Source organism: Chromohalobacter canadensis (assembly GCF_034479555.1).
Lineage (GTDB): Bacteria > Pseudomonadota > Gammaproteobacteria > Pseudomonadales > Halomonadaceae > Chromohalobacter > Chromohalobacter canadensis.
In genome coordinates, this window is record NZ_CP140151.1 from 1,596,683 (window position 1) to 1,619,537 (window position 22,855).

General features: G+C 62.3%; 24 protein-coding genes and 2 pseudogenes. 10 read left to right on the plus strand and 16 right to left on the minus strand.

The genetic code is table 11. The features are described from left to right. The first annotated feature begins 31 nt into the window (after nucleotides 1-31). A pseudogene (locus SR908_RS07610) lies at nucleotides 32-1,487 on the plus strand (NCS1 family nucleobase:cation symporter-1). A gap of 38 nt (nucleotides 1,488-1,525) precedes the next feature. Here SR908_RS07610 and SR908_RS07615 read toward each other — a convergent pair. Together SR908_RS07615 and uraH are read right to left on the minus strand one after the other, a co-directional pair. Continuing rightward, nucleotides 1,526-2,269: a GntR family transcriptional regulator gene (locus SR908_RS07615; RefSeq protein ID WP_246924963.1), complete on the minus strand. Its 744-nt coding sequence runs from the start codon at nucleotides 2,267-2,269 to the stop codon at nucleotides 1,526-1,528. 50 nt (nucleotides 2,270-2,319) lie between these two features. Beyond that, complete coding sequence (uraH, locus tag SR908_RS07620) at nucleotides 2,320-2,676, minus strand: hydroxyisourate hydrolase (protein ID WP_246924966.1); 357 nt, start codon at nucleotides 2,674-2,676, stop codon at nucleotides 2,320-2,322. 128 nt (nucleotides 2,677-2,804) lie between these two features. On the opposite strand from uraH, the gene uraD reads away from it, so the two are divergent. From uraD to SR908_RS07635, 3 genes are all read left to right on the plus strand, one after another. Then, nucleotides 2,805-3,329, plus strand: coding sequence for a 2-oxo-4-hydroxy-4-carboxy-5-ureidoimidazoline decarboxylase (gene uraD / locus SR908_RS07625; protein WP_246924969.1), 525 nt, complete (start codon nucleotides 2,805-2,807; stop codon nucleotides 3,327-3,329). 111 nt (nucleotides 3,330-3,440) lie between these two features. Continuing rightward, nucleotides 3,441-4,271, plus strand: coding sequence for an IclR family transcriptional regulator (locus SR908_RS07630; protein WP_246924972.1), 831 nt, complete (start codon nucleotides 3,441-3,443; stop codon nucleotides 4,269-4,271). 324 nt (nucleotides 4,272-4,595) lie between these two features. Further along, nucleotides 4,596-5,645, plus strand: coding sequence for a homocysteine S-methyltransferase family protein (locus SR908_RS07635; protein WP_246924980.1), 1,050 nt, complete (start codon nucleotides 4,596-4,598; stop codon nucleotides 5,643-5,645). A gap of 126 nt (nucleotides 5,646-5,771) precedes the next feature. On the opposite strand, the pseudogene SR908_RS07640 reads toward SR908_RS07635, so the two are convergent. Further along, nucleotides 5,772-6,030: pseudogene (locus SR908_RS07640) on the minus strand (IS630-like element ISHsp2 family transposase); the annotation flags it as partial. A gap of 18 nt (nucleotides 6,031-6,048) precedes the next feature. Between SR908_RS07640 and SR908_RS07645 the strand changes: the two are divergent. Next, entirely contained in the window at nucleotides 6,049-6,300 is a 252-nt protein-coding gene (locus tag SR908_RS07645; RefSeq protein ID WP_246925086.1) for a hypothetical protein, read from the plus strand. Nucleotides 6,301-6,316: 16 nt separating this feature from the next. Here SR908_RS07645 and SR908_RS07650 read toward each other — a convergent pair whose 3' ends face one another. The 5 genes from SR908_RS07650 to SR908_RS07670 all read right to left on the minus strand — a co-directional run bounded on the left by SR908_RS07650 (nucleotide 6,317) and on the right by SR908_RS07670 (nucleotide 11,685). After that, nucleotides 6,317-7,159, minus strand: a complete 843-nt coding sequence (locus tag SR908_RS07650) for a carbohydrate ABC transporter permease (protein ID WP_097021590.1) — start codon at nucleotides 7,157-7,159, stop codon at nucleotides 6,317-6,319. Next, complete coding sequence (locus SR908_RS07655; protein ID WP_097021589.1) at nucleotides 7,156-8,040, minus strand: carbohydrate ABC transporter permease; 885 nt, start codon at nucleotides 8,038-8,040, stop codon at nucleotides 7,156-7,158. Before SR908_RS07655 ends, SR908_RS07650 begins: the two co-directional genes overlap by 4 nt. Nucleotides 8,041-8,100: 60 nt before the next feature. Continuing rightward, nucleotides 8,101-9,384 (minus strand): ABC transporter substrate-binding protein, encoded by a 1,284-nt coding sequence (locus SR908_RS07660; protein ID WP_075368668.1) that lies wholly within the window; start codon nucleotides 9,382-9,384, stop codon nucleotides 8,101-8,103. A gap of 10 nt (nucleotides 9,385-9,394) precedes the next feature. Beyond that, entirely contained in the window at nucleotides 9,395-10,549 is a 1,155-nt protein-coding gene (locus SR908_RS07665; protein WP_097021813.1) for an ABC transporter ATP-binding protein, read from the minus strand. A gap of 281 nt (nucleotides 10,550-10,830) precedes the next feature. Continuing rightward, the gene (locus SR908_RS07670; protein ID WP_246924983.1) at nucleotides 10,831-11,685 is read right to left on the minus strand and encodes an SDR family oxidoreductase; all 855 of its coding nucleotides are present in this window, start codon (nucleotides 11,683-11,685) and stop codon (nucleotides 10,831-10,833) included. A gap of 183 nt (nucleotides 11,686-11,868) precedes the next feature. On the opposite strand from SR908_RS07670, the gene pyrB reads away from it, so the two are divergent. Beyond that, entirely contained in the window at nucleotides 11,869-12,900 is a 1,032-nt protein-coding gene (gene pyrB / locus SR908_RS07675) for an aspartate carbamoyltransferase (protein ID WP_246924986.1), read from the plus strand. A gap of 31 nt (nucleotides 12,901-12,931) precedes the next feature. Here the strand turns inward: pyrB and SR908_RS07680 are convergent, their stop codons facing one another. Further along, on the minus strand, nucleotides 12,932-13,759 hold the full coding sequence (locus SR908_RS07680; protein WP_246924991.1) for a helix-turn-helix transcriptional regulator: 828 nt from the start codon (nucleotides 13,757-13,759) through the stop codon (nucleotides 12,932-12,934). Between the two features lie 123 nt (nucleotides 13,760-13,882). On the opposite strand from SR908_RS07680, the gene SR908_RS07685 reads away from it, so the two are divergent. Then, entirely contained in the window at nucleotides 13,883-14,692 is an 810-nt protein-coding gene (locus SR908_RS07685) for a carbon-nitrogen hydrolase family protein (RefSeq protein ID WP_246924993.1), read from the plus strand. Nucleotides 14,693-14,777: 85 nt separating this feature from the next. Then, entirely contained in the window at nucleotides 14,778-16,100 is a 1,323-nt protein-coding gene (locus SR908_RS07690; protein ID WP_246924996.1) for an APC family permease, read from the plus strand. Nucleotides 16,101-16,158: 58 nt separating this feature from the next. Here the strand turns inward: SR908_RS07690 and ruvX are convergent, their stop codons facing one another. The 4 genes from ruvX to SR908_RS07710 all read right to left on the minus strand — a co-directional run bounded on the left by ruvX (nucleotide 16,159) and on the right by SR908_RS07710 (nucleotide 19,047). Next, nucleotides 16,159-16,605 (minus strand): Holliday junction resolvase RuvX, encoded by a 447-nt coding sequence (gene ruvX / locus SR908_RS07695; protein WP_246924999.1) that lies wholly within the window; start codon nucleotides 16,603-16,605, stop codon nucleotides 16,159-16,161. Then, a complete protein-coding gene (locus SR908_RS07700; RefSeq protein ID WP_097021583.1) occupies nucleotides 16,605-17,162 on the minus strand; it encodes a YqgE/AlgH family protein in 558 nt (185 codons plus the stop codon). Before SR908_RS07700 ends, ruvX begins: the two co-directional genes overlap by 1 nt. Nucleotides 17,163-17,280: 118 nt before the next feature. Then, on the minus strand, nucleotides 17,281-18,234 hold the full coding sequence (gene gshB, locus SR908_RS07705; protein ID WP_075368663.1) for a glutathione synthase: 954 nt from the start codon (nucleotides 18,232-18,234) through the stop codon (nucleotides 17,281-17,283). Between the two features lie 78 nt (nucleotides 18,235-18,312). Continuing rightward, on the minus strand, nucleotides 18,313-19,047 hold the full coding sequence (locus SR908_RS07710; protein WP_097021581.1) for a CvfB family protein: 735 nt from the start codon (nucleotides 19,045-19,047) through the stop codon (nucleotides 18,313-18,315). Nucleotides 19,048-19,424: 377 nt separating this feature from the next. Between SR908_RS07710 and ycaC the strand changes: the two genes are divergently transcribed. Both ycaC and SR908_RS07720 read left to right on the plus strand, forming a co-directional pair. Continuing rightward, a complete protein-coding gene (ycaC, locus tag SR908_RS07715; RefSeq protein ID WP_246925002.1) occupies nucleotides 19,425-20,048 on the plus strand; it encodes an isochorismate family cysteine hydrolase YcaC in 624 nt (207 codons plus the stop codon). Nucleotides 20,049-20,123: 75 nt separating this feature from the next. Next, entirely contained in the window at nucleotides 20,124-21,074 is a 951-nt protein-coding gene (locus tag SR908_RS07720; protein WP_246925005.1) for a pirin family protein, read from the plus strand. A 10-nt stretch (nucleotides 21,075-21,084) separates the two neighbouring features. Here the strand turns inward: SR908_RS07720 and SR908_RS07725 are convergent, their stop codons facing one another. From SR908_RS07725 to SR908_RS07735, 3 genes are all read right to left on the minus strand, one after another. Further along, nucleotides 21,085-21,813 (minus strand): 16S rRNA (uracil(1498)-N(3))-methyltransferase, encoded by a 729-nt coding sequence (locus SR908_RS07725; RefSeq protein WP_246925008.1) that lies wholly within the window; start codon nucleotides 21,811-21,813, stop codon nucleotides 21,085-21,087. A 3-nt stretch (nucleotides 21,814-21,816) separates the two neighbouring features. After that, nucleotides 21,817-22,311: a protein-export chaperone SecB gene (secB, locus tag SR908_RS07730; RefSeq protein ID WP_040240498.1), complete on the minus strand. Its 495-nt coding sequence runs from the start codon at nucleotides 22,309-22,311 to the stop codon at nucleotides 21,817-21,819. Nucleotides 22,312-22,382: 71 nt separating this feature from the next. Beyond that, entirely contained in the window at nucleotides 22,383-22,802 is a 420-nt protein-coding gene (locus SR908_RS07735; protein ID WP_097021575.1) for a rhodanese-like domain-containing protein, read from the minus strand. Nucleotides 22,803-22,855: the final 53 nt, after the last annotated feature.

Here is a 22,855-nt window from a genome sequence, read left to right on the forward strand (position 1 = left end):
ACGACGTTGCATACCGATATAGAGCGCTACCATGAACGATAACGACCTGCGCCTCACGGCGCCCGATGCAAGTCTCTACAACGCCGACCTGGCGCCGCTGCCCCCATGGCGAACGCCGCTGGGGCGCCTTCGAAATCTTCAATGTCTGGGCCAACGACATCCAGAGCCTGTTCGGCTATACCCTGGCCGCGTCATTGTTTCTGAGCTACGGCCTCAACGGCTGGGCAGTCATGGCCGCCATCATTCTCGCCGGCCTGGTAGTCATGGTGCTGGTCAATCTGACCGGGCGCCCCAGCGTCAAATACGGCATTCCGTTTCCGGTGGTGGTGCGCGCCAGCCTCGGCGTACACGGGGCCAACCTGCCAGCGATGCTGCGCGCGGTGATCGGCATCTTCTGGTACGGCGTACAAACCTACTTCGCCTCCACGGCCGTCACGCTCTTGCTGACCGCGCTGGGCATACCCGAGGGCGGCCAATTTCTGGGGCTGTCGAGTGTGGCCTGGCTGGCCTTCGTCATCGTGTGGGTCTTTCAGCTAGCGATGTTCTGGGCGGGCATCGAGCGCATCAAGCGCTTCCTCAACTGGGCGGGGCCGCTGGTCTACGCGGTAATGATCGTGCTGATGGGCGTGGTCTGGTGGCAAGCCGGTGCCTCGCTGCTACCAGCCATCGGTAACATCTTCAGCGGTAACAGCGACGCCGCCGGCAGCGCCGTCGGCGCCTTTTTCACGGTTCTCGGCACCATGATCGCGTACTTCGCCGCAGTGGTGATCAACTTCGGCGACTTCGCGCGCTTCGTGAAAAGCGATCGCGCCATGCGGCTCGGCAACTGGCTCGGGCTGCCGCTCAACGTCGCGGTGTTCTCATTCATCGCCCTGATCATCACCGCCGGGACGCTCGCCCTGTTCGGCGAGGCACTGACTAACCCCTCGGACATCGTCGACCGCGTCGATAGCCTGCCGCTGACAATCATCGCCGCGCTGACCTTCTTCGCCGCGACGGTGGGCATCAACCTGGTGGCCAACTTCATTCCACCCGCCTATGACTTGTCCAACCTGTTCCCGCGCCGTATCAGCTTCCGGCTCGGCGGGCTGATCACGGCGATCATCGCCTTCTTCATCGGGGCCTTGTGGGTCAGCGTGATCAGTCAGATCGGCATTCCCGGCTTCGTCAACGCCATCGGCGCCATCATCGCTCCGTTCTACGGCATCATCGTGATCGACTACTACGTCATCCGCCGAGGCCATTTGGACGTTCAGGCGCTGTTCTCCACCGCGCCGGGCAGTGCCTATTACTACCAGAACGGCTGGAATCGCCGCGGCCTGGCGGCTTTCGCCATCGGCGCACTGTTCTCGCTGGCCTCGGTGTGGGTGCCGGCGCTTGCTGCGTTGGAAGGCTTCGCATGGCTACTCGGTGCTGGCCTGGGCGGCGTGTGCTACTACGCCCTGATGCGCGGGCAGGTCTCGACGCCCGCCGAGGTAGCGCAGTAAGCAAACGCCGTTACGATGCCCCGTCGATACGGGGGAGCTTACGCCGGGGAGCCATCGAAGATGGCGTACAGATCCGGGGTTTCCTCGGGGGCCTCGGCGATGGAGAGCGAGGCTTCGATGGCCTTGAGATGGCGCTGCATGAAGGCGCGGGCACGATCGGCGTTGCCGTTTTCGAGGTGGCGAATCAGTTCATCGTGGTCGTGCGACTCACAGCCGAGGTGGCCGGTGTTGCCGTAAACGGCCAGGATCAGCGACGAGCGCGAACACAGGCGGCCGATGAACTCACTGAGCGTGGCATTGCCCGCCAGCGCGGCCAGTTGATTATGGAAGGCTGCCGAGAGCTTGATCGCCTCGCTCTGTTTACCGGCCTTGAGCGCCTGGCGCTCGCGGTTGGCACAGTCACGCAGCGCCTTGATATCGCTCTCGGTGACGCGCGAAGCGATTTGCGCCATCAGTTCGCATTCCACCAACTGACGGGCGGCGAAGACATCGCGCGCCTCTTCGGCGGTGGGCCGGGAGACGCTCGCGCCACGCCGTGGCGTCAGGGTGACGAGATGCTCCAGCGCCAAGCGTTGCAGGATCTTGCGAATGCCGGTGCGGCTCACGCCGAACACCTCCGACAAGGCATCCTCGCGCAGGCGCGCGCCGGGCTGCAGGCGGTGCTCGATGATGGCGTCGCTGATCGCGCGGTAGATGGCGTCATGACGCTGCGCCCCATCGCCGGCCTTGCCCTCGTTGCGACGCGTTTTCCTGGCGGCATGCGCCCGACGTAACTCGCTCATTCACGACTCCCGAATGCGTTTGCGCTGATCATCGCATTGCCCACCACGGCTCAGCTACCGCGATAGGTGGAATAGCCGAATGGCGATAACAACAGCGGCACATGGTAGTGAGCGTCCGCATCGTCGATGCCGAAACGTATCGGGATGCTATCCAGAAAACGCGGACCGGACGCGGCCGCCTCCTTTTGGCGGTCGAGATACGCCCCGGCCTGGAAGACCAGCTCGTACTCGCCGACGCGAAAGGCCTCGCCTTCGAGAAGTGGACCATCGCAGCGGCCATCGTCGTTAGTCACGAACTCGCCCAGCGTCTGGCGGGAATCGGCGTCAAGCCGATAAAGCGTCAGGCGCAGGCCATGAGCGGGGCAGCCCCGCGCAGTATCCAGAACGTGCGTGGTGAGATAACCCATGATGGCTCCTTGCAGATCGGCATGACACGGAGAGACAGGCAACGCGGCGGGATGGACGCATGCGTCGACACCCCTTACCCTTATTTTGTATACAACAACTGCGAACAACATAGCATCAGGAGACGCGCATGCGCCAACCCTTGCTCTCGCCACGCCCTACGACGCTCGACCGCTCAGCCTTCGTGGAAGCGTACGGCAGTATTTACGAACATTCTCCGTGGATCGCCGAGGAAGCATGGGATAGCGGCCTCGCGGCCCATCATGACAGCCCCGCGGGCCTCGTCGAGGCGATGGCCGCCGTGCTCGACGCCGCCTCCGCCGAGCGCCAGCTCGCCGTCATCCGCGCGCATCCTGACCTGGCCGGCAAGGTCGCGCTGGATGGCGGGCTGACCCAGGCCTCGACCCAGGAACAAGCCGGTGCCGGGCTCGATCAGTGCACACCGGAGGAGCTCGCCCGCTTCGAGCGCCTGAACGCCGCCTACAAGGAACGCTTCGGCTTTCCCTTCGTGATGGCGGTCAAGGGCTACCATCGCCGCGAGATTCTCGACGCCTTCGAGGCTCGTCTCGCGCATACGCCCGACGAGGAGCGCCGCACCGCCATCACGCAGATCCATCGCATCGCACGGCTCCGCCTGGACGCCCATGCCGCCTGAAGGCAACCCTGCGCCAGGATAAGCGGCGGCTTGCGCCTTTGGTGGGCTGGCGAGGCAGCGGAATTCGTGGAAGAATTTTCCATGAATGCTTCGTGAGAGAGAGAGCCAAGCGTGACGGAAAGCAAACGCAAGTCGGTCGGACGCCCCGCCGGCAACGGCAAAACCACCAGCGGCCACAGTCAATCGTTGGTGCGGGGCCTGAGTATTCTCGAAGGGCTCGCCGCCGCGCCCGGCGGGCTGGCCCTGTCCGATATCGCCCAGATCGTGGGCCTGGCCCCGTCGACCACGCACCGCTTGCTGCAGGCGCTCCACCAGCAGGGCTTCATCGCTCAGGATGCGGAGATGGGCGTGTGGCACATCGACGCCAAGACGTTCCGCGTGGGCAATGCCTTCCTCGAGGCACGCGATTTCGTTGCTACCGCCCGCCCCTTCCTGCACCAGTTGACGGCGGAGACCGAGGAAACCGCCAACCTGGGCATCCGGGATCAGGGCATGGCCGTGTTTCTCGCCCAGAGCGAGTCGCCGCAGATGATGCGCATGATCACGCGACTGGGCTCGCGCGCCCCGCTGCATGCCTCGGGCGTCGGCAAGGCACTGCTCGCCTGGCTGCCGCGCGACGAGGTCGAGCGCATCCTCCACACGCGCGGGCTCGACAAGGTGACGCCCAATACCCTCGACACGCCGTCCCGTCTGCGCGACGCCCTCGGCGAGATCCGCCGTCAGGGCTATGCCTGCGACCGCGAGGAACACGCCATCGGCCTCAACTGCGTGGCGGCAACACTGCACGACGAGAACGGCCTGCCGCTCGCCGCCATTTCGGTGTCCGGTCCCGCCGCGCGTATTCCCGAAGCACGCCTCGCCGAGCTCGGTGGCCTGGTGAGCCGCGCCGCCCGCGAGATCACGGCACGCCTGGGCGGTCGGCTGCCCGGCGCTCAGGACTGAACAGACAAGCTAACTTAGTCTCGTTAGCCATTTCATTGAAAATCTCTGATTGTCGTTGCTTGATTGGCTGGGCCTGCTCTTCCACCCGCGTCATGAACGACCTGGCATCCTTGGCGGCCAGCAAAGGATGCCAGGTCGTTCATCTGATCATCGGGGAACCTGCAGCGACAGAGCTGATGAGGTATGCACTCCCCTACTAGAATTCCTTATCAACATGAGCCTGATTCACTTTGAGGTGGGAATTCTTCATTGGTGGTGGAAGCCACGGGGCTGCCAAAATGCGGCCTCGATTGAAGACGCACACCACCCCCGAGGCACTCATCCATGACGCAAGACCTGATCACCCAACGACTCGACCAGGGCCCCCTGATCTGTGCCGAGGGCTTTCTGTTCGAGCTCGAACGGCGCGGTTATCTCTCCGCCGGTGAGTTCGTGCCCGAAGTGGCGCTGTTGCGCCCGGACGCTCTGGAAGCGCTGCATCGCGATTTCCAGCATGCGGGGTCGGACGTCGTTCAGGCGTTCACCTACAACGGCCACCGCGAAAAAATGCGGGTGATCGGCAAGGAAGAGCTGCTAGAACCGCTGAACCGGGCTGCGTTGAAGATCGCTCGCAAGGTGGCCGATGAAAAGCCCGGTAACCTGATGGCCGGCAACATTTCCAACAGCAACGTCTGGGACCCGGAAGATCCGGCCACCCAGCAGAGCGTGCGCGCTATGTTCGACGAGATGGTGCAATGGGCCGTCGAGGAAGGCGCCGATTTCATCATCGCGGAAACCTTCTACTATGCCGGCGAAGCCGAAGCGGCCCTGGCAGCGATCAAGGCCCAGGGGCTGCCTGCCGTCGTCACCCTGGCGCCGATGGCCGAGAACCGCATGGTCGATGGCCCCGGCATCGTGGAAACCTGTGTCGCCCTCGAGCAGCAGGGAGCCAGCGTGGTCGGCCTGAACTGCTTCAGAGGGCCGGACACCATGCGCCCCTGGATCCAGCAGATTCGCGACGCCGTTTCCTGTCATGTGGCAGCACTGCCGGTAACTTATCGCACCACCGAGCAGGAGCCGACGTTCTTCAACCTCTCCGACAATCAGGGATGCAGCTGCCCGGCGCCCCACGGACGCGCCTTCCCGACCGCCCTGGACCCGCTGTTCTGCAACCGTTACGAGCTCGGCGCCTTTGCGCGCGACGCTCATGCCCTAGGGGTCAATTACCTCGGCGTATGCTGCGGGGCATCGCCGATGCACGTGCGCGAAGTGGCCATGGCGGTGGGGCGTGAACCGGAAGCCGCCCAATTTGCTGAGCGCATGGAGAACCACTTCATGTACGGCTCCCATGAGCGCTTGCCGGAGCATATCGCCGCCCTAGGGGTAAAGGCCTAAGTCATTATTCATGATTAATCGGTTGCTCAGTTCCATAGCCACCGAGCACCCGATGTACCTCATATCAAAGACGGTCGAACGTGAGATAAGCGTTCAGGGGCAAGCTGGGGTAGGTCAGCTTGCCGGTGCGGCTAGTGAGGGCCGGATGTGCTTGAAACTATGACGATTTTCCAATGCCCAGCGAAGGGGCTCTGTGCTTCCCGTGCTGCCGCTCTCTTCTTGTAAGCGAGCCTGTTAGAATCGAGTCTAATGAGGCTGCTTTGCTAGCAGTTCCTGAAGTCGCTAATGGTCGTACTCATCCATAACTGGCGTTCTGCCACTGCAGGGATCGAGGAGTCCGTCGAGTCCCGACACCTCCCATTGGTTTGAGCCATCGAGAGACGGCAAGGCACTGCTCGCTTGGCTGCCAAGCAATGAGGTCGAGCGCCTCCTCCCCACGCGCGGCCTCGACAAGGTGACGCCCAATACCCTCGACACCCCGTCCCGCCTGCGCGATGCCCTCGGCGAGATCCGCCGCACGCATTCCCGAAGCACGGCTCGCCGAACTCGGCGGCCTGGTGAGCCGAGCCGCCCGCGAGATCACGACGAGACTGGGCGGGCGGCTGCCGCAGAATACCGATTGAAGTGCCAGGTCTTGGACTCACGTCGTCATTGATAACGGTAGGCGTGGCTTAACGAATTCCTGCGCGCAAGAACGACTGCACAAATTGGCGTTGGAACAATAGAAACGCCACCAACAGAGGGGCGATGCTCAGCAGGGTGGCCGCACTGACAGTGGCCCAGTTGACGCCGGTCTCTGGAGCGGAGAACACGCCCAGCCCGACGGTTAACGGCCGGCTTTCCACCGAGTTGGTGACGACGAGTGGCCACAGGAAGTTATTCCAGTGGTGGCTGATCGATACCAGCCCATAAGCAAGATAGGTAGGTTTGGCCAGCGGAACGTAGACCTTCCACAAGATTTCCAGCCAGTTGCAGCCTTCGATACGCGCGGCGTCTTCAAGCTCGCGGGGGATTGTTTTAAAAGTCTGGCGCAGCAGAAAAATGCCAAAGGCGCTGGCCACGTAAGGCAGACCGATACCGGTGATGGTATTGACGAGCCCCAACCCGCTGGCGATGCGATAGTTCTCGACGATCAGCACTTCGGGAAATACAAACAACTGAATCAGCACCAGCATGAACAGCACATTCTTGCCGGGTATCGGAAAGCGGGCAAAGGCAAACGCCGCCAGCGTACACACCACAAACTGGGCGAGCACCACGCCGGCCACCAGTGCGAAGGTATTCAGGTAGTAGCGACCAAACGGCGCCTGCGCCCACGCCTCAATGAAGTTATCCAGCGTGAGCGGCGCAAACGGCTCAAGGTTGACCATGAATTCGCCAGGATGAAAGGCCGCCCAAAACGCGTACAACAATGGAAAAATCCAGATAAGCGCTAGCAGCCATGCCGCAACGGTCTCGAGCGATGGCAGCACAGGGTAACGAACGCGGGGCGTATAGGCCGAGGCGAGGTTCATTGGTAATGCGTCCTGCGGTCGAGAATCGTGAACTTGAGCGTGGCCACCACTGCCAGCACCAGCAGTATCACGACTGTAATGGTCGCCGCCGTGGTGCGGTCAAAGAACGAGAAGGCATTCTCATAAACGTAGTAAAGCAGCAGGTTAGTGGCGTTATTGGGCCCGCCTTTGGTCAGAATGAAAAGGTGATCAACGACCCGTACCGCGTTAATCAGCGCGTTGATCAGTACAAATAAAGTGGTGGGCATCAAAAGCGGGAAAGTGACCCGCCAAAAGAAACTCCAGCGACTGGTCCCCTCGAGATCCGACGCTTCTTTCAGGTCCGGCGGCAGACTCTGCAAGGCGGCCAAGTAGAAAATCATGAAAAAGCCAGCTTCTTTCCATATCGACATCACGATGACCGAGCCAAGCGCGACACTGGGGTCACCCAGCCAGTTGATGCCGGAAAACCCTAGCCTTTCCAGCAGGCTATTGAACAGGCCGATCTGCGGTGCGTAGAAAAACATCCAGATGTTGGCGGCAGCGATCATCGGCAGGATGGTCGGTGTAAAGTAGGCCATGCGCACAAAGCCGCGCCCCGGCAGCTTGCCATTGACGAACAGCGCCATGCCCAGGGCCAGCGCGATGGAAGTAGGAATGGTGCCCAACGCATAAAGCAGGTTGTTGCGTGCCACCTGCCAAAACGTAGGGTCATCGAACAGCATCTGATAGTTCTCAATCCCGACAAACTCAGCGGGTTCGCCACGAAAGCCGGGTAAAAACAGGCTGTTGATAACGGTCATGACCGTCGGCAAGTAGGCGAAGGTAGCCAACAGCACAGCGGCGGGCAGCAATAACAGCGCACCATACAGCTGCATTTTGCGATGGGCGGTTAACGTCATGATGAAATGCCGCACCTCGGAAAAAGCCGGGGCGCACCCCGGCGAGCATGGAGAACTGCGTTAGCGAGCGTAGCGGCGCAATGCGCTCTCGGCTTCTTGCTGCGCTTGCTCAAGTGCCTCTTTCGGGGTCATCTGACCGGTTAGCGCTGCTTGTACGGCATTATCCAGGGCACGGCGAACGCGACCGCCCTGATAGGTGGAAAGCTCCGCTGTCGCGTGATCTAGCTGGTCACGCGCCACCGCCGCAGGTGCGAAGTCGTTCACATACTCACGCAGCGCCTCGGTTTCGTAGGCAGCGGGGCTGACGCCCATATAGCCAGTTTCAATCGACCACTCGGCGGCACGCTCGGGGGCAGTCATCCAGCGTATGAACGTCATCGCCGCGCGCTGCTCTTCCTCGCTGGCGTCTTTGAAAACGTAGAAATTGCCACCGCCCGTCGGGCTACCGCGCTGGGTTTTCATCGGCAGCATGGCAACGCCAAAATCAAAGTCCGCCTCTTTACGCACAGCGGTCAGGTTGCCCGTGGTGTGCCACATCATTGCAGTGGATTCTTCGAGAAAGTTCTGGCGCAGCGTGCCCCACTCGATGGTGCCGTCCGGCATCGCATCGTATTCATCCGCGAGTGATACCCAGTATTCGAGCGCTTCGACGGCGGCAGGGTCGTCAAAATACACCTCGGTGCCGTCTTCGCTCATCAATCGATGGCCGTTCTGAAACGCGAAAGCCTGGAACATCCAATAGGGATAACCGGTGGAAGGCACCATGACGCCCCACTGCTCGCCGTCGGAAGCTTCACGCACGGTGGCCGCCATCTCGGCCATTTCCTCCCAGTTCTCGGGCGGCGTGTCGGGGTCAAGACCGGCGGCCTCAAAGGCGTCCTTGTTCCAATACAGCACGATGGTCGAACGCTGGAAAGGGATACCGTAGGTTTTGCCATCCAACTGGCCATTTTCCATCAACCCAGGGTAGAAACTGTCGAGCCATTCGCGCTCTTCGTCGGTTTCAACCAGATCATCGAAGGCAACAATGGCGTCTTGCTCAAGTAGTTCGTAAAGGTCGATAGAGAACAGTACCGATAGCTGAGGCGTATCGCCGGCTTCGATGGCGGACATGGCTCGTACACGAGTGTCATCGTAGTTGCCGGCGTATATCGCCTCCACGTCGATATCGGGATGTCCGCTTTCAAATTCTTCGACCAAGTCATCGACGACATCGGTCAGTGCACCACCGACGGCGACCGGGTAGTACATGGTGAGTTCGACAGGGTCATCGGCGACGGCCTGACCGGCGCTTAACAGGCCCGCAGTAAGTGCTGAAAGGGCAAGCGGGATGCGTGTACGCATGGGTAACTCCTCAACTCTGTTGGTGGAGAGAACGGTCCTGCAAGGGGGCATGTGCGGTCGTGCTTAGTGCTGGCGCCGTATCCGCCAGCAGGGAGTAAGGCGAGAGGTCGTCGCGACGCAGGCCATCGTGACCGAAGAAATGGACGGCCTCCGGACGCCAACCGACCCGGCAGGTCTGCCGCACAAGGTCGGTCTGCTGCCCAGTGAGACGCGCCCTTAGCCTGTGCATCCCGATGGATAAATGGACAATCGTATCGGCGCCCAAATACTCACCGCCAAGCACGCTGGCAGGTACTCCCGAATCAGAGGCAGGACGCAGTTCGATATCCTCAGGGCGAATACCCAACTGTCCGCCGGCAGCCTCCAGAGGGGCGACCGGCATGGTGGGCTCACTTTCAATGATGGCGCCTTGCTCCCCCTTGACTAGCGGCAACAGATTCATCGCCGGACTACCAATGAAACTGGCAGCAAAGGTGCTGGCTGGGCGGTTGTAAAGTTCAGGGGGCGTGCCATCTTGTACGATGCTGCCATTCTCCATGAGGATAACTCGGTCACCCATGCTCATGGCTTCGACTTGATCGTGAGTAACGTATATCACCGTCATATTCAGGCGGTTTTGCAACGCTTTTATTTCGCGGCGCATATCGCTACGCAGGCGTGCGTCCAGATTGGAAAGTGGCTCGTCCATCAAACAAATGGGGTGTTCTGAAATGATGGAGCGCGCCAGAGCCACGCGTTGGCGCTGGCCACCGGAAAGCTGGGCGGGTTTGCGATTCAAGTAATCGGTGAGATCCACGAGTTCGGCGACTTTCGCCAGGCGCTGCCGCCTTGCGTTTTTAGGCACCTTACGGCTGCGCAGGCCAAACACGATATTGTCAGCAACGCTTAAGTGCGGGAATAACGCATAAGACTGAAACACCATGCTGAGCCCACGGTCGCCAGGCGGCACATACGTCACATCGCGCTCACCAATATGGACACTGCCAGCGCTGGCCTCTTCCAGACCCGCGATCATGCGTAGCGTGGTGGATTTACCACAGCCGGAAGGCCCCAGCAGAATGACAAACTGGCCGGGTGTCACATCGAAGGAAATATCATCGACGGCTGTCGTCGCATCCCAACGCTTGGTAACGCGTTCAAGGCGGATACGCGATTGATTTTGCATGACAGTCAACATGGTTGGTGATTTTTTTATTCTTTGATCATGTCACTACAGTATTGCCGTTATATGACAACTGGCCGAGATATTATTCGAGTAGAAAATGGCCGCACAAACTACTTAATAGTTAATTAATGACACTTTAATAAAGCACAAGACAGGATGTGCGCTTAAACGCTTGATCTAGCGTTGCAGTAATCCCGTAATAGCCGAGCGCCATGCCTCGCACCGCACGCCTGGGCGGGCGGCTGCCGAACGATGCCGACTGATGCCGCCCGTGTCGCGGTTCAGGTATTGAGGATCACGCCGCCGTTGAGATGCAGCGTCTGGCCGTTCATGTAGGAAGATTCCTCGCTGGCGAGGTAGACGTAGGCGGGGCCCATTTCGCTGGGCTGGCCGGCGCGGTCCATGGGCACCTGGCCACCGAAGCCGGCTACCTTGTCCTCGTCGAAACTGGCGGGGATCAGGGGCGTCCACACCGGGCCGGGGGCGACGGCGTTGACGCGAATGTCGCGGTCGACCAGTGACATCGCCAGCGAGCGAACCAGGCCCTGGATGGCACCCTTGGTCGCCGTGTAGTCGATCAGCGTGTCGTTGCCCTTGAAGGCGTTGACCGACGAGGTGGCGATGATGGTGTCGCCCTCGTGCATGTGCGGTAGCGCGTGCTTGGCCATGTAGAAATGGCTGAAGACGTTGGTCTGGAAGGTCCGCTGCAACTGGTCGTCGGGAATCTGCGTGACGTCGTCCCAGTCATACTGCTCGGCGGCGTTGTTAACCAGGATGTTGATCGCGCCAAAGCTCGCCAGCGTCGTGTCGACCACATGGTGGCACAGCATCGGATCGCCGACATCGCCGTGCACCAGGACGCACTCACGGCCCTCGGCTTCGACCAGCGCCTGGGTATCCTCGGCGTCACGCGTTTCGTTGAGATAGACGACGACGCAATTGGCACCCTCGCGGGCGAAATGCACCGCCACGGCGCGACCGATACCGCTGTCGCCGCCGGTGATGATGGCGACCTTACCGTCGAGCTTACCAGTGCCGCGATAACTGTCGCGGATATACTCGGGCTCGGGCCGCATGACATGTTCATCGCCGGGTTGATCGGCTTGTTCCTGCGCGGGGAAATGTTGCTCACCCATGACATTCGCTCCTTGAATGGTGGGATATGACATTCATTACCATAGAAGTCGCTAGCGCCCAGGCCAAGCGAACCGCACCGGCGGGGTGCCGCATCGTGTTGACTACAAGCAACGGATGAAGCCAACGGCGCGTATGCGTACACTACGCGCAGCGACCCCCTGCGCCACTTGCGAGGCTTACCGATGAGTTCCCACCTGCTTTCCGTCGATTCCCTGTCCCGCGATTACGTCGAGCACCTGATGCAGCTCGCCGGCCGCATGGAGCCCTTCGCCCAGCGGCGCAAGGTAACCCGCGTGCTAGAGGGCGCGGTGCTCGGCAACCTGTTTTTCGAGGCCAGCACGCGGACCCGCATCAGCTTTCACGCGGCGTTCTCGCGTCTCGGCGGCAGTGTCTGCGATACCACCGGCTTCACCTTCTCGTCGATGGCCAAGGGAGAGTCCCTCTACGACACCAGCCGCGTGATGGGCGGTTATGTCGATGCTGTCGTCCTGCGCCATCCCGACCAAGGCGCCGTGGCGGAATTCGCCGAGGCCACGTGTGTTCCGGTGATCAACGGCGGCGACGGCCCCGGCGAGCACCCCAGCCAGGCACTGCTGGATCTGTACACCATCGAGAAGGAATTCACGCGCCTGGGCAAGCGTCTCGAAGGCGCGCACCTGCTGCTGACCGGCGACCTCAAGCACGGCCGCACCGTGCATTCGCTGATCAAGCTTTTGTCGCTTTTCGACCCGCTGCGCATCACGCTGGTATCGCCGCCGGGGCTGGAAATGCCGCGTCATTTGATCGACCTGGTCACCTCACGCGGGCATCGCGTAGAGCAGCGCGAGAGTCTGGCCAACGATTTCGGCGACCTCGACGTGATCTATACCACGCGTATCCAGAAGGAACGCTTCACCGACGAGATGTCGGAGACCTTCGCCGGCATCTCCCAGGACTTCATCGTCGATCGCGCCTTCCTCGATCAGCGCTGCTCCCCGACCACCATCGTCATGCATCCCCTGCCACGCGACAGCCGCCCCGGCGCCAACGACCTTAATGTCGACCTCAATGGCGACCCGCGTCTGGCCATCTTCCGCCAGGCGGACAACGGCATTCCCATGCGCATGGCGATCTTCGCCAACCTGCTACAAGTCGAGGATTATATCGAGCGCGACGCCCAAGACGTGCGCTGGTTCGTGCCGCCGACCTTCGGCGTCGACGACCGCACGCTATAAAGCTGGGGCGCCAACCTGCAGCGTGCTTAGGTTAACGACGCGCCTGCCAGAACAACGCAAACAGCTCCGACTGCGAGTTGATGCCCAGCTTGGCGTAAAGATGTTTCTTGTGGGCGCGCACGGTTTCCACCGAGATCGTCATGCGCCGGGCGATCTCCTTGGTCGAACTGCCGCCCAGCATGAGCTGGCTGACCTCGCGCTCGCGTTCGGTCAGTGACTGATGGGATTCCAGTTCGCGCGGCGCCTGGGGCGATGGATGCCATGGGTGCGGCCCCGGCGGCGTGCCATCTTCGTGTTCGAATTCGAAATGCATGCGCTGGCGCATCAGTGCCAGCACCCACGGCTGCACCAGACTCAGAAGGCCGAGCGCCTCGGGCGAGTAAGCGCGGGTCGATCCTAACGATAGGCATAGCGTGCGTTCGGCATCGAGGGGGCAATTGAACTGCACCTCGTCGGCGACGATATTGCGCTGGAAGTAACGCTGGTAGTACTCGGTGTGCTGAAAGCACTGCGGTGCCACGTCGGCCAGCGTGTACAATCCCGCACGCGCGTGGTCCCGAGCATCGATATAGAACGGATCAAGCAGATACAGACCGCGCTGATAATCTTGGAACAGCGCCTCGTCGGCGCCGTCGTCCTCGTCGCTTTCGGCGAGGATGCGCGGCGGCTGTCGATGATGGAAGATCAGCACCACCCAGGTATCGAAGTCGACGTGACGCCCCAAGGTACGCACCGTGGCCAGCCAGAAATTGGCGCCATCCAGCTTGTCCGCCAAGGCCCCGAAGGCGCGATGCCAGGCCACGCTTTCCAGACCGCTCGGTACTTCCATCTGCTCGCTATCGTCTGCGTCGCTCATCATCTCGCTCTCCTCGCTCACCCCCAAGGGGTAACCCCGTCGGGGAATAGTCATGCCTGTGTGATCGCGGATACTGAGGGAGCATCCGAATGACCGCACAGCCACAATGACGCTTCGGAGTTTTTCATGCAGATAGCCTTGGCACAACTGGCCGGGCGCGAGGGCGATATCGCCCACAACCTCTCGCGCACCCTGGCCTGTCTACGCGACGCCGACCCCGAGACGTCGCTGATCGTCTTTCCCGAAACGCACCTCACCGGCTTTGCCGAGCCCGGCCACGTCGACGACCGCACGTTGAGCCTCGACGGCGATGAACTCGCCACGCTCATCGCCGCCAGCCGCGAGCATGACACCGCACTTGCCTTGGGCTTGCTCGAGCGCGATGGCGAGCACGTCTTCAACACCACCGTACTGATCACCCCTGAAGATGGCATTGCGCTGCGCTATCGCAAGGCACACTTATGGCCCGACGAGCGCGATCTCGTGGCTCCCGGCGATAGCGTGGGTTGCGTCGAATGGCGCGGCTTTCAGGTCGGTTTGCTGATCTGCTACGACCTGGAGTTTCCCGAGCCCGCACGCGCACTGGGACAGCTCGGCTGCGACCTGCTGCTGGTCACCAACGGCAACATGGACCCTTACGGCCCCATGCATGCCCGCGCCGCCCAGGCGCGCGCCCAGGACAATCACTACTTCGTCGCCATGACCAACCGCGCGGGCAAAGGCGCGGGCCTGACCTTCGCCGGCGAAAGCGCGCTGGTGGCCCCGGACGGCGAGACGCTGTTCCGCGCCGGTCGCGAAGAAAGCGTCACCACGCTGCAACTCGACCCCCAGCGCTTGCAGGACGCACGGCGCGATTACGACTACCTGAAGGACTGCCGTATCGGCCTGCAAGGCCAACGCCAGGATACCGACCGAGGCCGCTACTGGCATTTCTAAACCCGAGTCCCGGCCAGCTCCCGGCCACCCAGTAACAGTCGCAACAATCACTAAATAGTCGCAACAACCACAACAGGAGGCGACGATGAACCAAATGAAGAAGACCCTCTCCCTGAGCCAGGTCGTGCTGTTCGGCTTGGCCTACATGACGCCCATCATCGTGCTGGGCACCTTCGGCGTGCTCGCCGTCACCACGGAGGGCGCCGTCTCGGGCGCCTACTTGGCGGCGCTGATCGCCATGCTGTTCACCGCGCATAGCTACGGGCGCATGGCGAGTGCTTACCCGGTGGCCGGCTCGGCTTATGCCTACGTGCGCCACGCCATCGACGACCGCCTGGGCTTCATCGCCGGGTGGGCGATCCTGCTCGATTACCTGTTTCTGCCCATGGTGATCTGGCTGATCGGCGCCGCCTATCTGCACTCGGCCTTCCCGGCGATACCCACGCCGTTATGGCTACTGGCCTTCATCGCCGTCACCACCACGATCAACATCCTCGGCCTCAAGCTGGCGAGTGCGGTCAACAGCGTGATGATGCTGGTGCAGATCCTGGTGTTGGTCGCCTTCGTAGGGCTAAGCATGCATTACGTGCTGGGCGACCCCAGCCAGCCCTTCTGGAGCCTGACGCCGTTTTTGGGCGCCGACTCCACCGCGACCCTGCCGGTGCTGATGGCGGGTGCCGCCGTGGCCTGCTACTCCTTTCTGGGCTTCGATGCCGTTACCACGCTGACCGAGGAAACCAAGGATCCGCAGCGTACCCTGCCACGCGCCATCCTGTTGATCACCTTGATCGGGGGACTGATCTTCGTGGTGGTGTCGTATTTCGTGCAGCTCGCCGCACCGGGGCATGACTTCGCCAACCCCGATGCCGCCGCCTACGAGATCGCGCGCAACATCGGCGGCGACATCTTCGTCTCGATCTTCTTGATCGGGCTGGTGGTCGGCCAGTTCGCCTCCGGCATCGCCGCCCAGGCCAGCGGCGCGCGCCTGCTCTACGCCATGGGCCGCGACGATGTGCTTCCCAAGCGCTGGTTGGGCAAACTAAGCCGCTTCGGCACGCCGCTGGGAGGGCTGGTGTTCAGCGGCCTGGTCGCCTTGCTGGCACTGACCATGGACGTGCTCTCGGCAGCATCCTTCATTAACTTCGGTGCCTTCCTGGCCTTCGCCCTGGTCAACCTCTCGGTGATCTTCCACTACTACCTGAAGGAACGCCGCCGCAGCGGGCTGGATACGTTGTGGTTCCTGATCTGCCCGTTGATCGGCCTGGGCGCGATACTGTGGCTGATGGCGAGCCTGGATCACCTAGCGATCATGCTGGGCAGTGCGTGGCTATTGTGCGGCCTGGCGTGGCTGACCTGGCTGACGCGTGGCTTCAGCCGCCCCACGCCGGAGCTGAACTTGGAGAGTTAATCATTCAAGATTAATAGCTAAGCGCACCCGCGACCGGCCCCAGGCCGGTCGCGGTGCATCATGGCATGCGTTGCAGGAAGGTGTCGTCGGCGAAAAAGCTTTCCAGGATCAACTGCGCGGCGATGCCGTCCACGCCATCGTCGCGATAGTTGCCCCGGTGCCCGGCGTCGCGGGCGATGCGTTTGGCGGCGCGCGTGGAGCCGCGCTCGTCGAACACTTCCACCGGTTTGCCGAAGCGCCCATGCAGGCGGTTACCAAACTTGCGCGCGCGCTGGCTCATGTCCGACTCGGTGCCGTCCATGTTGAGGGGCAGCCCCACCACCAGCAGATCCGGCTCCCATTCTTTGAGTAACTGGCCGATCTGCTGCCACTCGGGAATCCCGTTACGCGCGGGCAACGGCGCCAGGGCCGTAGCACTGCCCAGCATTTCGTTACCTACCGCCACGCCGATGCGCCGCGTGCCGTAGTCGAAGGCCAGTACCAGCCGTTGCCCTGCCTCGGCCATCAGGAATGTCCCGCCTCACGCGTCATCAAGTTCAGATCGACGCCCAAGATACCCGCCGCCGCGTTCAGGCGTTGTTCGGCATGCACGTCGAAGAGGATCGAAGCGTCGCCTTCCACCGTCAGCCAAGTGTTCTGCTTGAGCTCATCCTCGAGCTGGCCTGCCTGCCAGGCGGTGCAACCCAGACAGACGATGAAGTCTTCGGGGCCCCGGCCCTCGGCGATGGCCTTGAGCATATCCATGGAGGTCGTCAGGGCGAGGTCGTCAGCGACCTGCAGGCTGGAATCCCAGGGCAGGTTCGAGCCGCGATGCAGAATGAAACCGCGATCCTTGTGGACCGGGCCGCCATAGTGAACCGGCAAGTCACGCTGCAGGCACTCCGAGGCATCCAGTTCGAGTTGCTCGAGCAGGGCATCTAGCGTCAGCTCCATGGGGCGATTGACGATCACGCCCATGGTGCCGTTGTCGTCATGGTCACACAGGTAAGTCAACGTCCCCTTGAAGTTAGGGTCGTCGAGATGCGGCATCGCCAGCAGAAAATGATGCTTCAAGCTTTGCATGAGCCTCCCGGGCGTCGAGGCGCGTCCCGCCTCTCGCTTACGCCGAAATTGGTGCTTGTCGCAGCGATTGTATCACTGCCCCTGCTGAACCTCGCCATCGTGGGATGGCAAGCGGCGCTCAAAAGCGCCGGGCAATGGCGTCCATCAACAATCCACCGATGTCGGTGCCACGCTGGGCGTCGATCTCGCGCACGCAGGTGGGACTGGTGACATTGATCTCAGTGATGTAATCGCCGATCACGTCGAGCCCGACGAAGATCAGGCCCTTGTCGAGGATCGCCGGTTTGACCTGCTCGATGAGCCAGTAATCGCGGTCGGTGAGCTCGCGGGCCTCGCCGCGCCCGCCAGCCGCCAGGTTGCCGCGCGTCTCGCCGGCGCTGGGAATCCGCGCCAGGCCATACGGCACGGGCTCACCGTCGATCAGCAGGATGCGCGTATCGCCGGCCTTGATCTCGGGCAGATAACGCTGCGCCATGATCTGGCGCGTGCCGCGCTCGGTGAGCTGCTCGATGACCGAGCCCAGATTGCGGCCCTCGGGCGTGATATGAAAGATGCCGCTGCCACCCATGCCGTCCAGCGGCTTGAAGATCACATCGCCGTGCCGGGCATGAAAGTCACGCAATACGGCATCGTGGCAAGAGACCACGGAGGGCGGGATGCAATGCGGGAACTGCTGGGCAAAGAGCTTCTCGTTGCTGGTCAAAAGCGCCTGGGTGGGATTGACCACCAGCACGCCCTCGCGTTCGGCGAAGCCCAGCAAGTGCACGGCGTTGAGGAAGTGATCATCCACCGGCGGATCCTGGCGCATCAGGATCACGTCGAGCTCCGCCAGCGGCGCGGCTTGCACTTCCTCGAGTCGATACCACGCCTCGGGGTCACGGTACGCCTCCAGCGCGCGCATCCGGCCCATGGCGCGCCCGCCTTCCAGGTACAGATCTTCCGGCTCGAGATAATAAAGCGACCAGCCGCGTTCCTGAGCGGCCCACAGCATGGCCAGGGTGGTGTCTTTCTTGTAGGCGATATCGGCGATGGGGTCCATCACCACGCCGAGCTTCAAGGCGCGCTCGCTCATGATCGGTCTTCCAGGCTAGGAATGAATGCGCGCAGTATGCCGCAGCGACCAGCGGAAGACCAAGGCGCCAGCAGCGTCTCAGCCGGACTGATGCGCGTCTATCGCCTCACGCGTCAGGCGGATGCCTTCTTCCTCGATGGTGATGAGCCGCTTCTTGTAGAGCCTGCCCACCGCCTGCTTGAAGGCGCTCTTGCTCACGCCCATGCGCGCCTTGATCTCGGCAGCGGGTGTCTTATCGCCCAGCGCCACGTACCCACCATGGCAGCGCAGCAACTCCAGCACTTTGTCACCGACCACATCGAGCCCCGCCTCGCCGGGCGGCAGCATGGCCAGATCAAGCCGCCCGTCTTCGCGCACGCGCTTGATATAACCGGTCAGCCGTTGGCCCCGCCGAGGCGGATGGATGATGTCATCGGCGTACAGCAAGCCCCAATAGCGGTGATCGACCACCGCCTTGAAGCCCAGGTCGGTACGCTCGGCGATCACTAGGGCGACGCGGTCGCCGGGCGTCATATCCGGCGCCTCATCGGCCAGGAAGCGATCCAGACGCATCGACGCCACCGGCCGCTCCTGGGCGTCCTCGTAGAGCATCACCAACACCCGCTTACCAACCTCGGGACGGAAACGCTGCTCGGCGAACGGCAGCAACACGTCCTTCGACTGGCCCCAATCGAGAAAAGCCCCGGTGGTATTGACCGCCACCACCTTGAGATACGCCACCTCGCCAATACGCGCCAGGGGCGGCCGCGTCGAACTCGACGCACGCCGGCCGGGAGCGGAAGAACGTGGGGCGGAATCTGGGGAACGGGACATGATGGCGACCACTGACGAGAGATATGTCCTCATTATGACGCCGCCCGGCAACGCGAGCAAAGGCCGTCGCGGGGTTAGCGGCATAAATCGGCGATTCCCTCACAACGTCGATGCGGCACACATACAGCCCAACCAACGTTTGGGATCTACGCTTGAAGCGAGACGGCGCGGCCACGCTCACGATCCCCGAGGGGCACACCACGCTGCTACGGCCCCTTCGTCATGAACTCGAGCGCAGACACCGAAGACTCCCTACGCCGGTTCCAGGCCGGGTAGCTCGGCGCGGCATCGTCACTACTTCGGGCGTCGGCTCGCCCGCAGTCGGTGGGAGCCCCAAAGGGCCTCCCACTCTTTTCCACCACAGAGGGAGATGTGCCATGAGTTATTCCTACTCAAGACTCGACAAGAACGATGCCGCCCTACTGATGATCGATCATCAAGCAGGCTTGCTGTCCCTGGTCCGCGACTTCACCCCAGACGAGTTCAAGAACAACGTGTTGGCTCTGGCCGACATCGCCGAGTTCTTCGATCTGCCGACGATCCTCACCACCAGCTTTGAGGACGGCCCCAACGGCCCGCTGGTGCCGGAGTTGAAGGAAAAATTCCCCGACGCGCCCTATATCGCCCGCCCCGGCCAGATCAACGCCTGGGACAACGAGGACTTCGTTCAGGCGATCAAGGACACCGGCAAAAAGCAGCTGCTCATCGCCGGCGTGGTGACGGACGTATGCGTCGCCTTTCCGGCACTGGCCGCGCGTGAAGCGGGCTACGAGGTCTTCGTGGTCACCGATGCCTCGGGCACCTTCAACCCGACCGTGCGCGATGCTGCGTGGGACCGCATGTCCCAGGCCGGCGTACAGTTGATGAACTGGTTCTCGGCGGCCTGTGAACTGCATCGCGACTGGCGCAACGACATCGAGGGTTTTGGCGGCATTCTGGCCAAACATCTGCCCCACTACTCGAACCTGATCCAGAGCCGTGACGCGGTGCTGAAACACTAGACCACTACCGCGGCCACACTGCCGCCACCGATGCGCTTGGTGGCGGCAGCCTACGTCTCGCCAAGGAGACCGCGCATGAGCAATACAGAGCATCGTCCCCATCTCTACGATTCCCGTGAATGCCCCGTCGTGGACGGGCACCGGCTGGTTCAGCATCTCCACGCCCGCACGGCAGATGTCGGCGGCATCCCGGTCAACCGCGTGATGCCCCAAAGAGGCCGTCGGCTCATCGGCGCCTGGTGCTTTCTCGACCATGCCGGCCCGGCTACCTTCACCGCCGGCGCAGGCGGCATGCGTGTTGGTTCACACCCGCACATCGGCCTACAGACCTTTACCTGGATGCTGGCCGGCGAAATCATGCATCACGACAGCCTGGGCAACGCCCAGCGCATCCGCCCCGGCGAACTCAACCTGATGACCGCGGGCCGTGGCATCGCCCATACCGAGGCATCCATCCCCGAATCCGGCCAACTGCACGCCGCCCAGTTGTGGATCGCCCTACCCCACGCCACGCGTCACACATCGCCACGCTTCGATCACTACCCCGACTTGCCGCGCTGGAGCGAACAGGGCGCGGACGTGACGTTGCTGATAGGCGATTTTCAAGGCCGCGAGGCGCCCACGCATGCTTTCTCGCCGCTAGTCGGGCTCGACATCGTCAGCCCCGATGCCACCCAGCTGACGCTCCCCGCCCGTACCGATTTCGAGTATGGCGTCCTCGTGCTGGAAGGCAGCCTCACCATCGAGCGTGACCGTTTCGACACCAACGAGATGGCCTATCTCGGCAGCGGGCTCGACGAGATCACGCTCGCAATGGAAGCCGGCACACGCGCCCTGTTGCTCGGCGGCGAACCGCTGAACGAGGACATCCTCATCTGGTGGAACTTCGTCGGTCACAGCAAGGCCGAGATCGCCGAGGCTCAGAAGGAATGGGAAGCCGGCAGCGACCGCTTCGGCGACGTGCCCGAATTCGATGGGGAACGGATCATGCCGCCACCGATTCCGTGGAAGGTGACAGCCAACTGAGTCGCGGCACTCACCCCAAATCGCCGAAGTGATGCTGGAGCAGCGTGAGGGCGACGACGGGGGCGGTTTCGGTGCGCAGGATGCGCGGGCCGAGGGTCAGGGCGGCGAAGTCGGCGGCACGGGCGGCGTCGATTTCGTTGGGGGATAAACCGCCTTCGGGGCCGACGAGCAGTGCGACGCGAGTGACGTCGCTGGCATGCTGCCAGGTGGTGTCGGTGGAAGGATGCAGGACGAGGCGCAGCGTTTCGTCACGCGTTGCGAGCCAGACATCAAGTGTTTGCGGGGGATGCACGGTGGGCACGCGGCTGCGCCCGCATTGCTCGCAGGCGCTGACCGCGACGGCTTGCCAGTGGGCGAGTTTTTTGGCTTCGCGCTCGCCCTTGAGGCGCACGTCGCCGTGCTCGGTGTAGAGCGGGGTGATCGCCACGACGCCGAGCTCGGTGGCCTTCTGGATCGCGTAGTCCATGCGGTCGCCCTTGGAAATCGCCTGACCCAGGTGCACCGCCAGCGGCGACTCGGGGCCACCCTCAGTCACGGCGGTGACCCGTACGCGTACCTCACGGCGCCCGACACTGACGATCTCAGCGTCGGCTTCATGACCCTCGCCATCGAACAGACGCAACGCCGCGCCTTCACGCAGGCGTAGCGCGCCCGCCACGTGGCGCGAGGCACCTTCGGGCAGGGTGATTTCCGCTGCGGCGACCAACGTGGCCGCCACATGAATGCGCGGTCCGGCCATCGCTTACTGCACGTTCTCGGCGGCTTCGCTCTCACGCTTCTTCTTCTGGGCGTACATCGCCTCGAAGTTGACCGGTGATAGCATCAGCGGCGGGAAGCTGCCGCGATTGACCAGGTTGTCGATGCACTCGCGCGCATAGGGGAACAGCATATTGGGGCAGAACGCGCCCAGGGTGTGGTCGAGCTGGTCGTCGCTCAAGCCGGCGATGCGGAACAGACCGGCCTGTTCCACTTCGACGAGAAACGCCGTGGCGCCGTCTTCGTTGTTGGTGACCTGCGCCGTCACCTTGACCACGACCTCGTAGAGGTTTTCACCGACCTGTTCGCTGGTGGTGTTGAGGTCGAGCCCAACCTTGGGCTTGAACGCGTTCTGGAATACGCTCGGCGCGTTGGGCGACTCGAAGGAGACATCCTTGACGTAAATACGCTGCATGGAAAATTGCAGCTGGTTCTGCGTGTCGTTGCCACCTTGAGCGGCCTGATTGTTGTCTTCCGCCATGTTGCACTTCCTTTGACTTATCTATGCATGAGACGCGGGGGCCGGCGTGCGCCGCCCCGCCAGTGTATCGCTTACTTGCGGACCACCGGCAACTCATCGGACTGCCACTGGGTCATACCGCCCTTGAGCTTGGCCGCGCGGGTGAAGCCACCCTGGGTCAACTGCCCGACGGCAGCGCCGGAGTGCTGGCCGTGCTGGCATACCACCACCACCGGCTTTTCCTTGTAGTCCTCGAGCTCTTTGAGGCGATCCTCCAGACGGCCCTTGGGAATATTGCGGGCACCGGCGATATGCCCCGCCTTGAAGTCCTTGACCTCGCGAATATCCAGAAACAGCCCCTCCTCGCGATTGATCAGCGAGGTGGCTTCGGACGGCGAGACGCCGCTGTTCGAGCCTTTCAGCTCGTAGGCGATCCATGCCACCAGTACCACCAGAAAAGCGCCTGACAGTAGCAGGTGGTTTTGCACGAATTCGAATAACTGATCGATCATGGGTGCGGATAACTCTCGTTGTGTGTCTGTCGGCGTCGTGTGCGCTCGGCGAA

What these genes read in the sequence shown, in the direction of transcription:
- SR908_RS07710 (WP_097021581.1), bottom strand. Translation starts at nt 19,047, where the DNA reads ATGTCCCGTTCCCCAGATTCCGCCCCACGTTCTTCCGCTCCCGGCCGG.
- uraH (WP_246924966.1), bottom strand. Translation starts at nt 2,676, where the DNA reads ATGGGTTATCTCACCACGCACGTTCTGGATACTGCGCGGGGCTGCCCC.
- SR908_RS07655 (WP_097021589.1), bottom strand. Translation starts at nt 8,040, where the DNA reads ATGACGTTAACCGCCCATCGCAAAATGCAGCTGTATGGTGCGCTGTTA.
- secB (WP_040240498.1), bottom strand. Translation starts at nt 22,311, where the DNA reads ATGGCGGAAGACAACAATCAGGCCGCTCAAGGTGGCAACGACACGCAG.
- SR908_RS07670 (WP_246924983.1), bottom strand. Translation starts at nt 11,685, where the DNA reads ATGGGTGAGCAACATTTCCCCGCGCAGGAACAAGCCGATCAACCCGGC.
- SR908_RS07720 (WP_246925005.1), top strand. Translation starts at nt 20,124, where the DNA reads ATGAGCAATACAGAGCATCGTCCCCATCTCTACGATTCCCGTGAATGC.
- SR908_RS07690 (WP_246924996.1), top strand. Translation starts at nt 14,778, where the DNA reads ATGAACCAAATGAAGAAGACCCTCTCCCTGAGCCAGGTCGTGCTGTTC.
- SR908_RS07665 (WP_097021813.1), bottom strand. Translation starts at nt 10,549, where the DNA reads ATGCAAAATCAATCGCGTATCCGCCTTGAACGCGTTACCAAGCGTTGG.
- SR908_RS07680 (WP_246924991.1), bottom strand. Translation starts at nt 13,759, where the DNA reads ATGATGAGCGACGCAGACGATAGCGAGCAGATGGAAGTACCGAGCGGT.
- SR908_RS07725 (WP_246925008.1), bottom strand. Translation starts at nt 21,813, where the DNA reads ATGGCCGGACCGCGCATTCATGTGGCGGCCACGTTGGTCGCCGCAGCG.
- ycaC (WP_246925002.1), top strand. Translation starts at nt 19,425, where the DNA reads ATGAGTTATTCCTACTCAAGACTCGACAAGAACGATGCCGCCCTACTG.
- pyrB (WP_246924986.1), top strand. Translation starts at nt 11,869, where the DNA reads ATGAGTTCCCACCTGCTTTCCGTCGATTCCCTGTCCCGCGATTACGTC.
- gshB (WP_075368663.1), bottom strand. Translation starts at nt 18,234, where the DNA reads ATGAGCGAGCGCGCCTTGAAGCTCGGCGTGGTGATGGACCCCATCGCC.
- uraD (WP_246924969.1), top strand. Translation starts at nt 2,805, where the DNA reads ATGCGCCAACCCTTGCTCTCGCCACGCCCTACGACGCTCGACCGCTCA.
- SR908_RS07615 (WP_246924963.1), bottom strand. Translation starts at nt 2,269, where the DNA reads ATGAGCGAGTTACGTCGGGCGCATGCCGCCAGGAAAACGCGTCGCAAC.
- SR908_RS07700 (WP_097021583.1), bottom strand. Translation starts at nt 17,162, where the DNA reads ATGCAAAGCTTGAAGCATCATTTTCTGCTGGCGATGCCGCATCTCGAC.
- ruvX (WP_246924999.1), bottom strand. Translation starts at nt 16,605, where the DNA reads ATGGCCGAGGCAGGGCAACGGCTGGTACTGGCCTTCGACTACGGCACG.
- SR908_RS07685 (WP_246924993.1), top strand. Translation starts at nt 13,883, where the DNA reads ATGCAGATAGCCTTGGCACAACTGGCCGGGCGCGAGGGCGATATCGCC.
- SR908_RS07635 (WP_246924980.1), top strand. Translation starts at nt 4,596, where the DNA reads ATGACGCAAGACCTGATCACCCAACGACTCGACCAGGGCCCCCTGATC.
- SR908_RS07650 (WP_097021590.1), bottom strand. Translation starts at nt 7,159, where the DNA reads ATGAACCTCGCCTCGGCCTATACGCCCCGCGTTCGTTACCCTGTGCTG.
- SR908_RS07660 (WP_075368668.1), bottom strand. Translation starts at nt 9,384, where the DNA reads ATGCGTACACGCATCCCGCTTGCCCTTTCAGCACTTACTGCGGGCCTG.
- SR908_RS07735 (WP_097021575.1), bottom strand. Translation starts at nt 22,802, where the DNA reads ATGATCGATCAGTTATTCGAATTCGTGCAAAACCACCTGCTACTGTCA.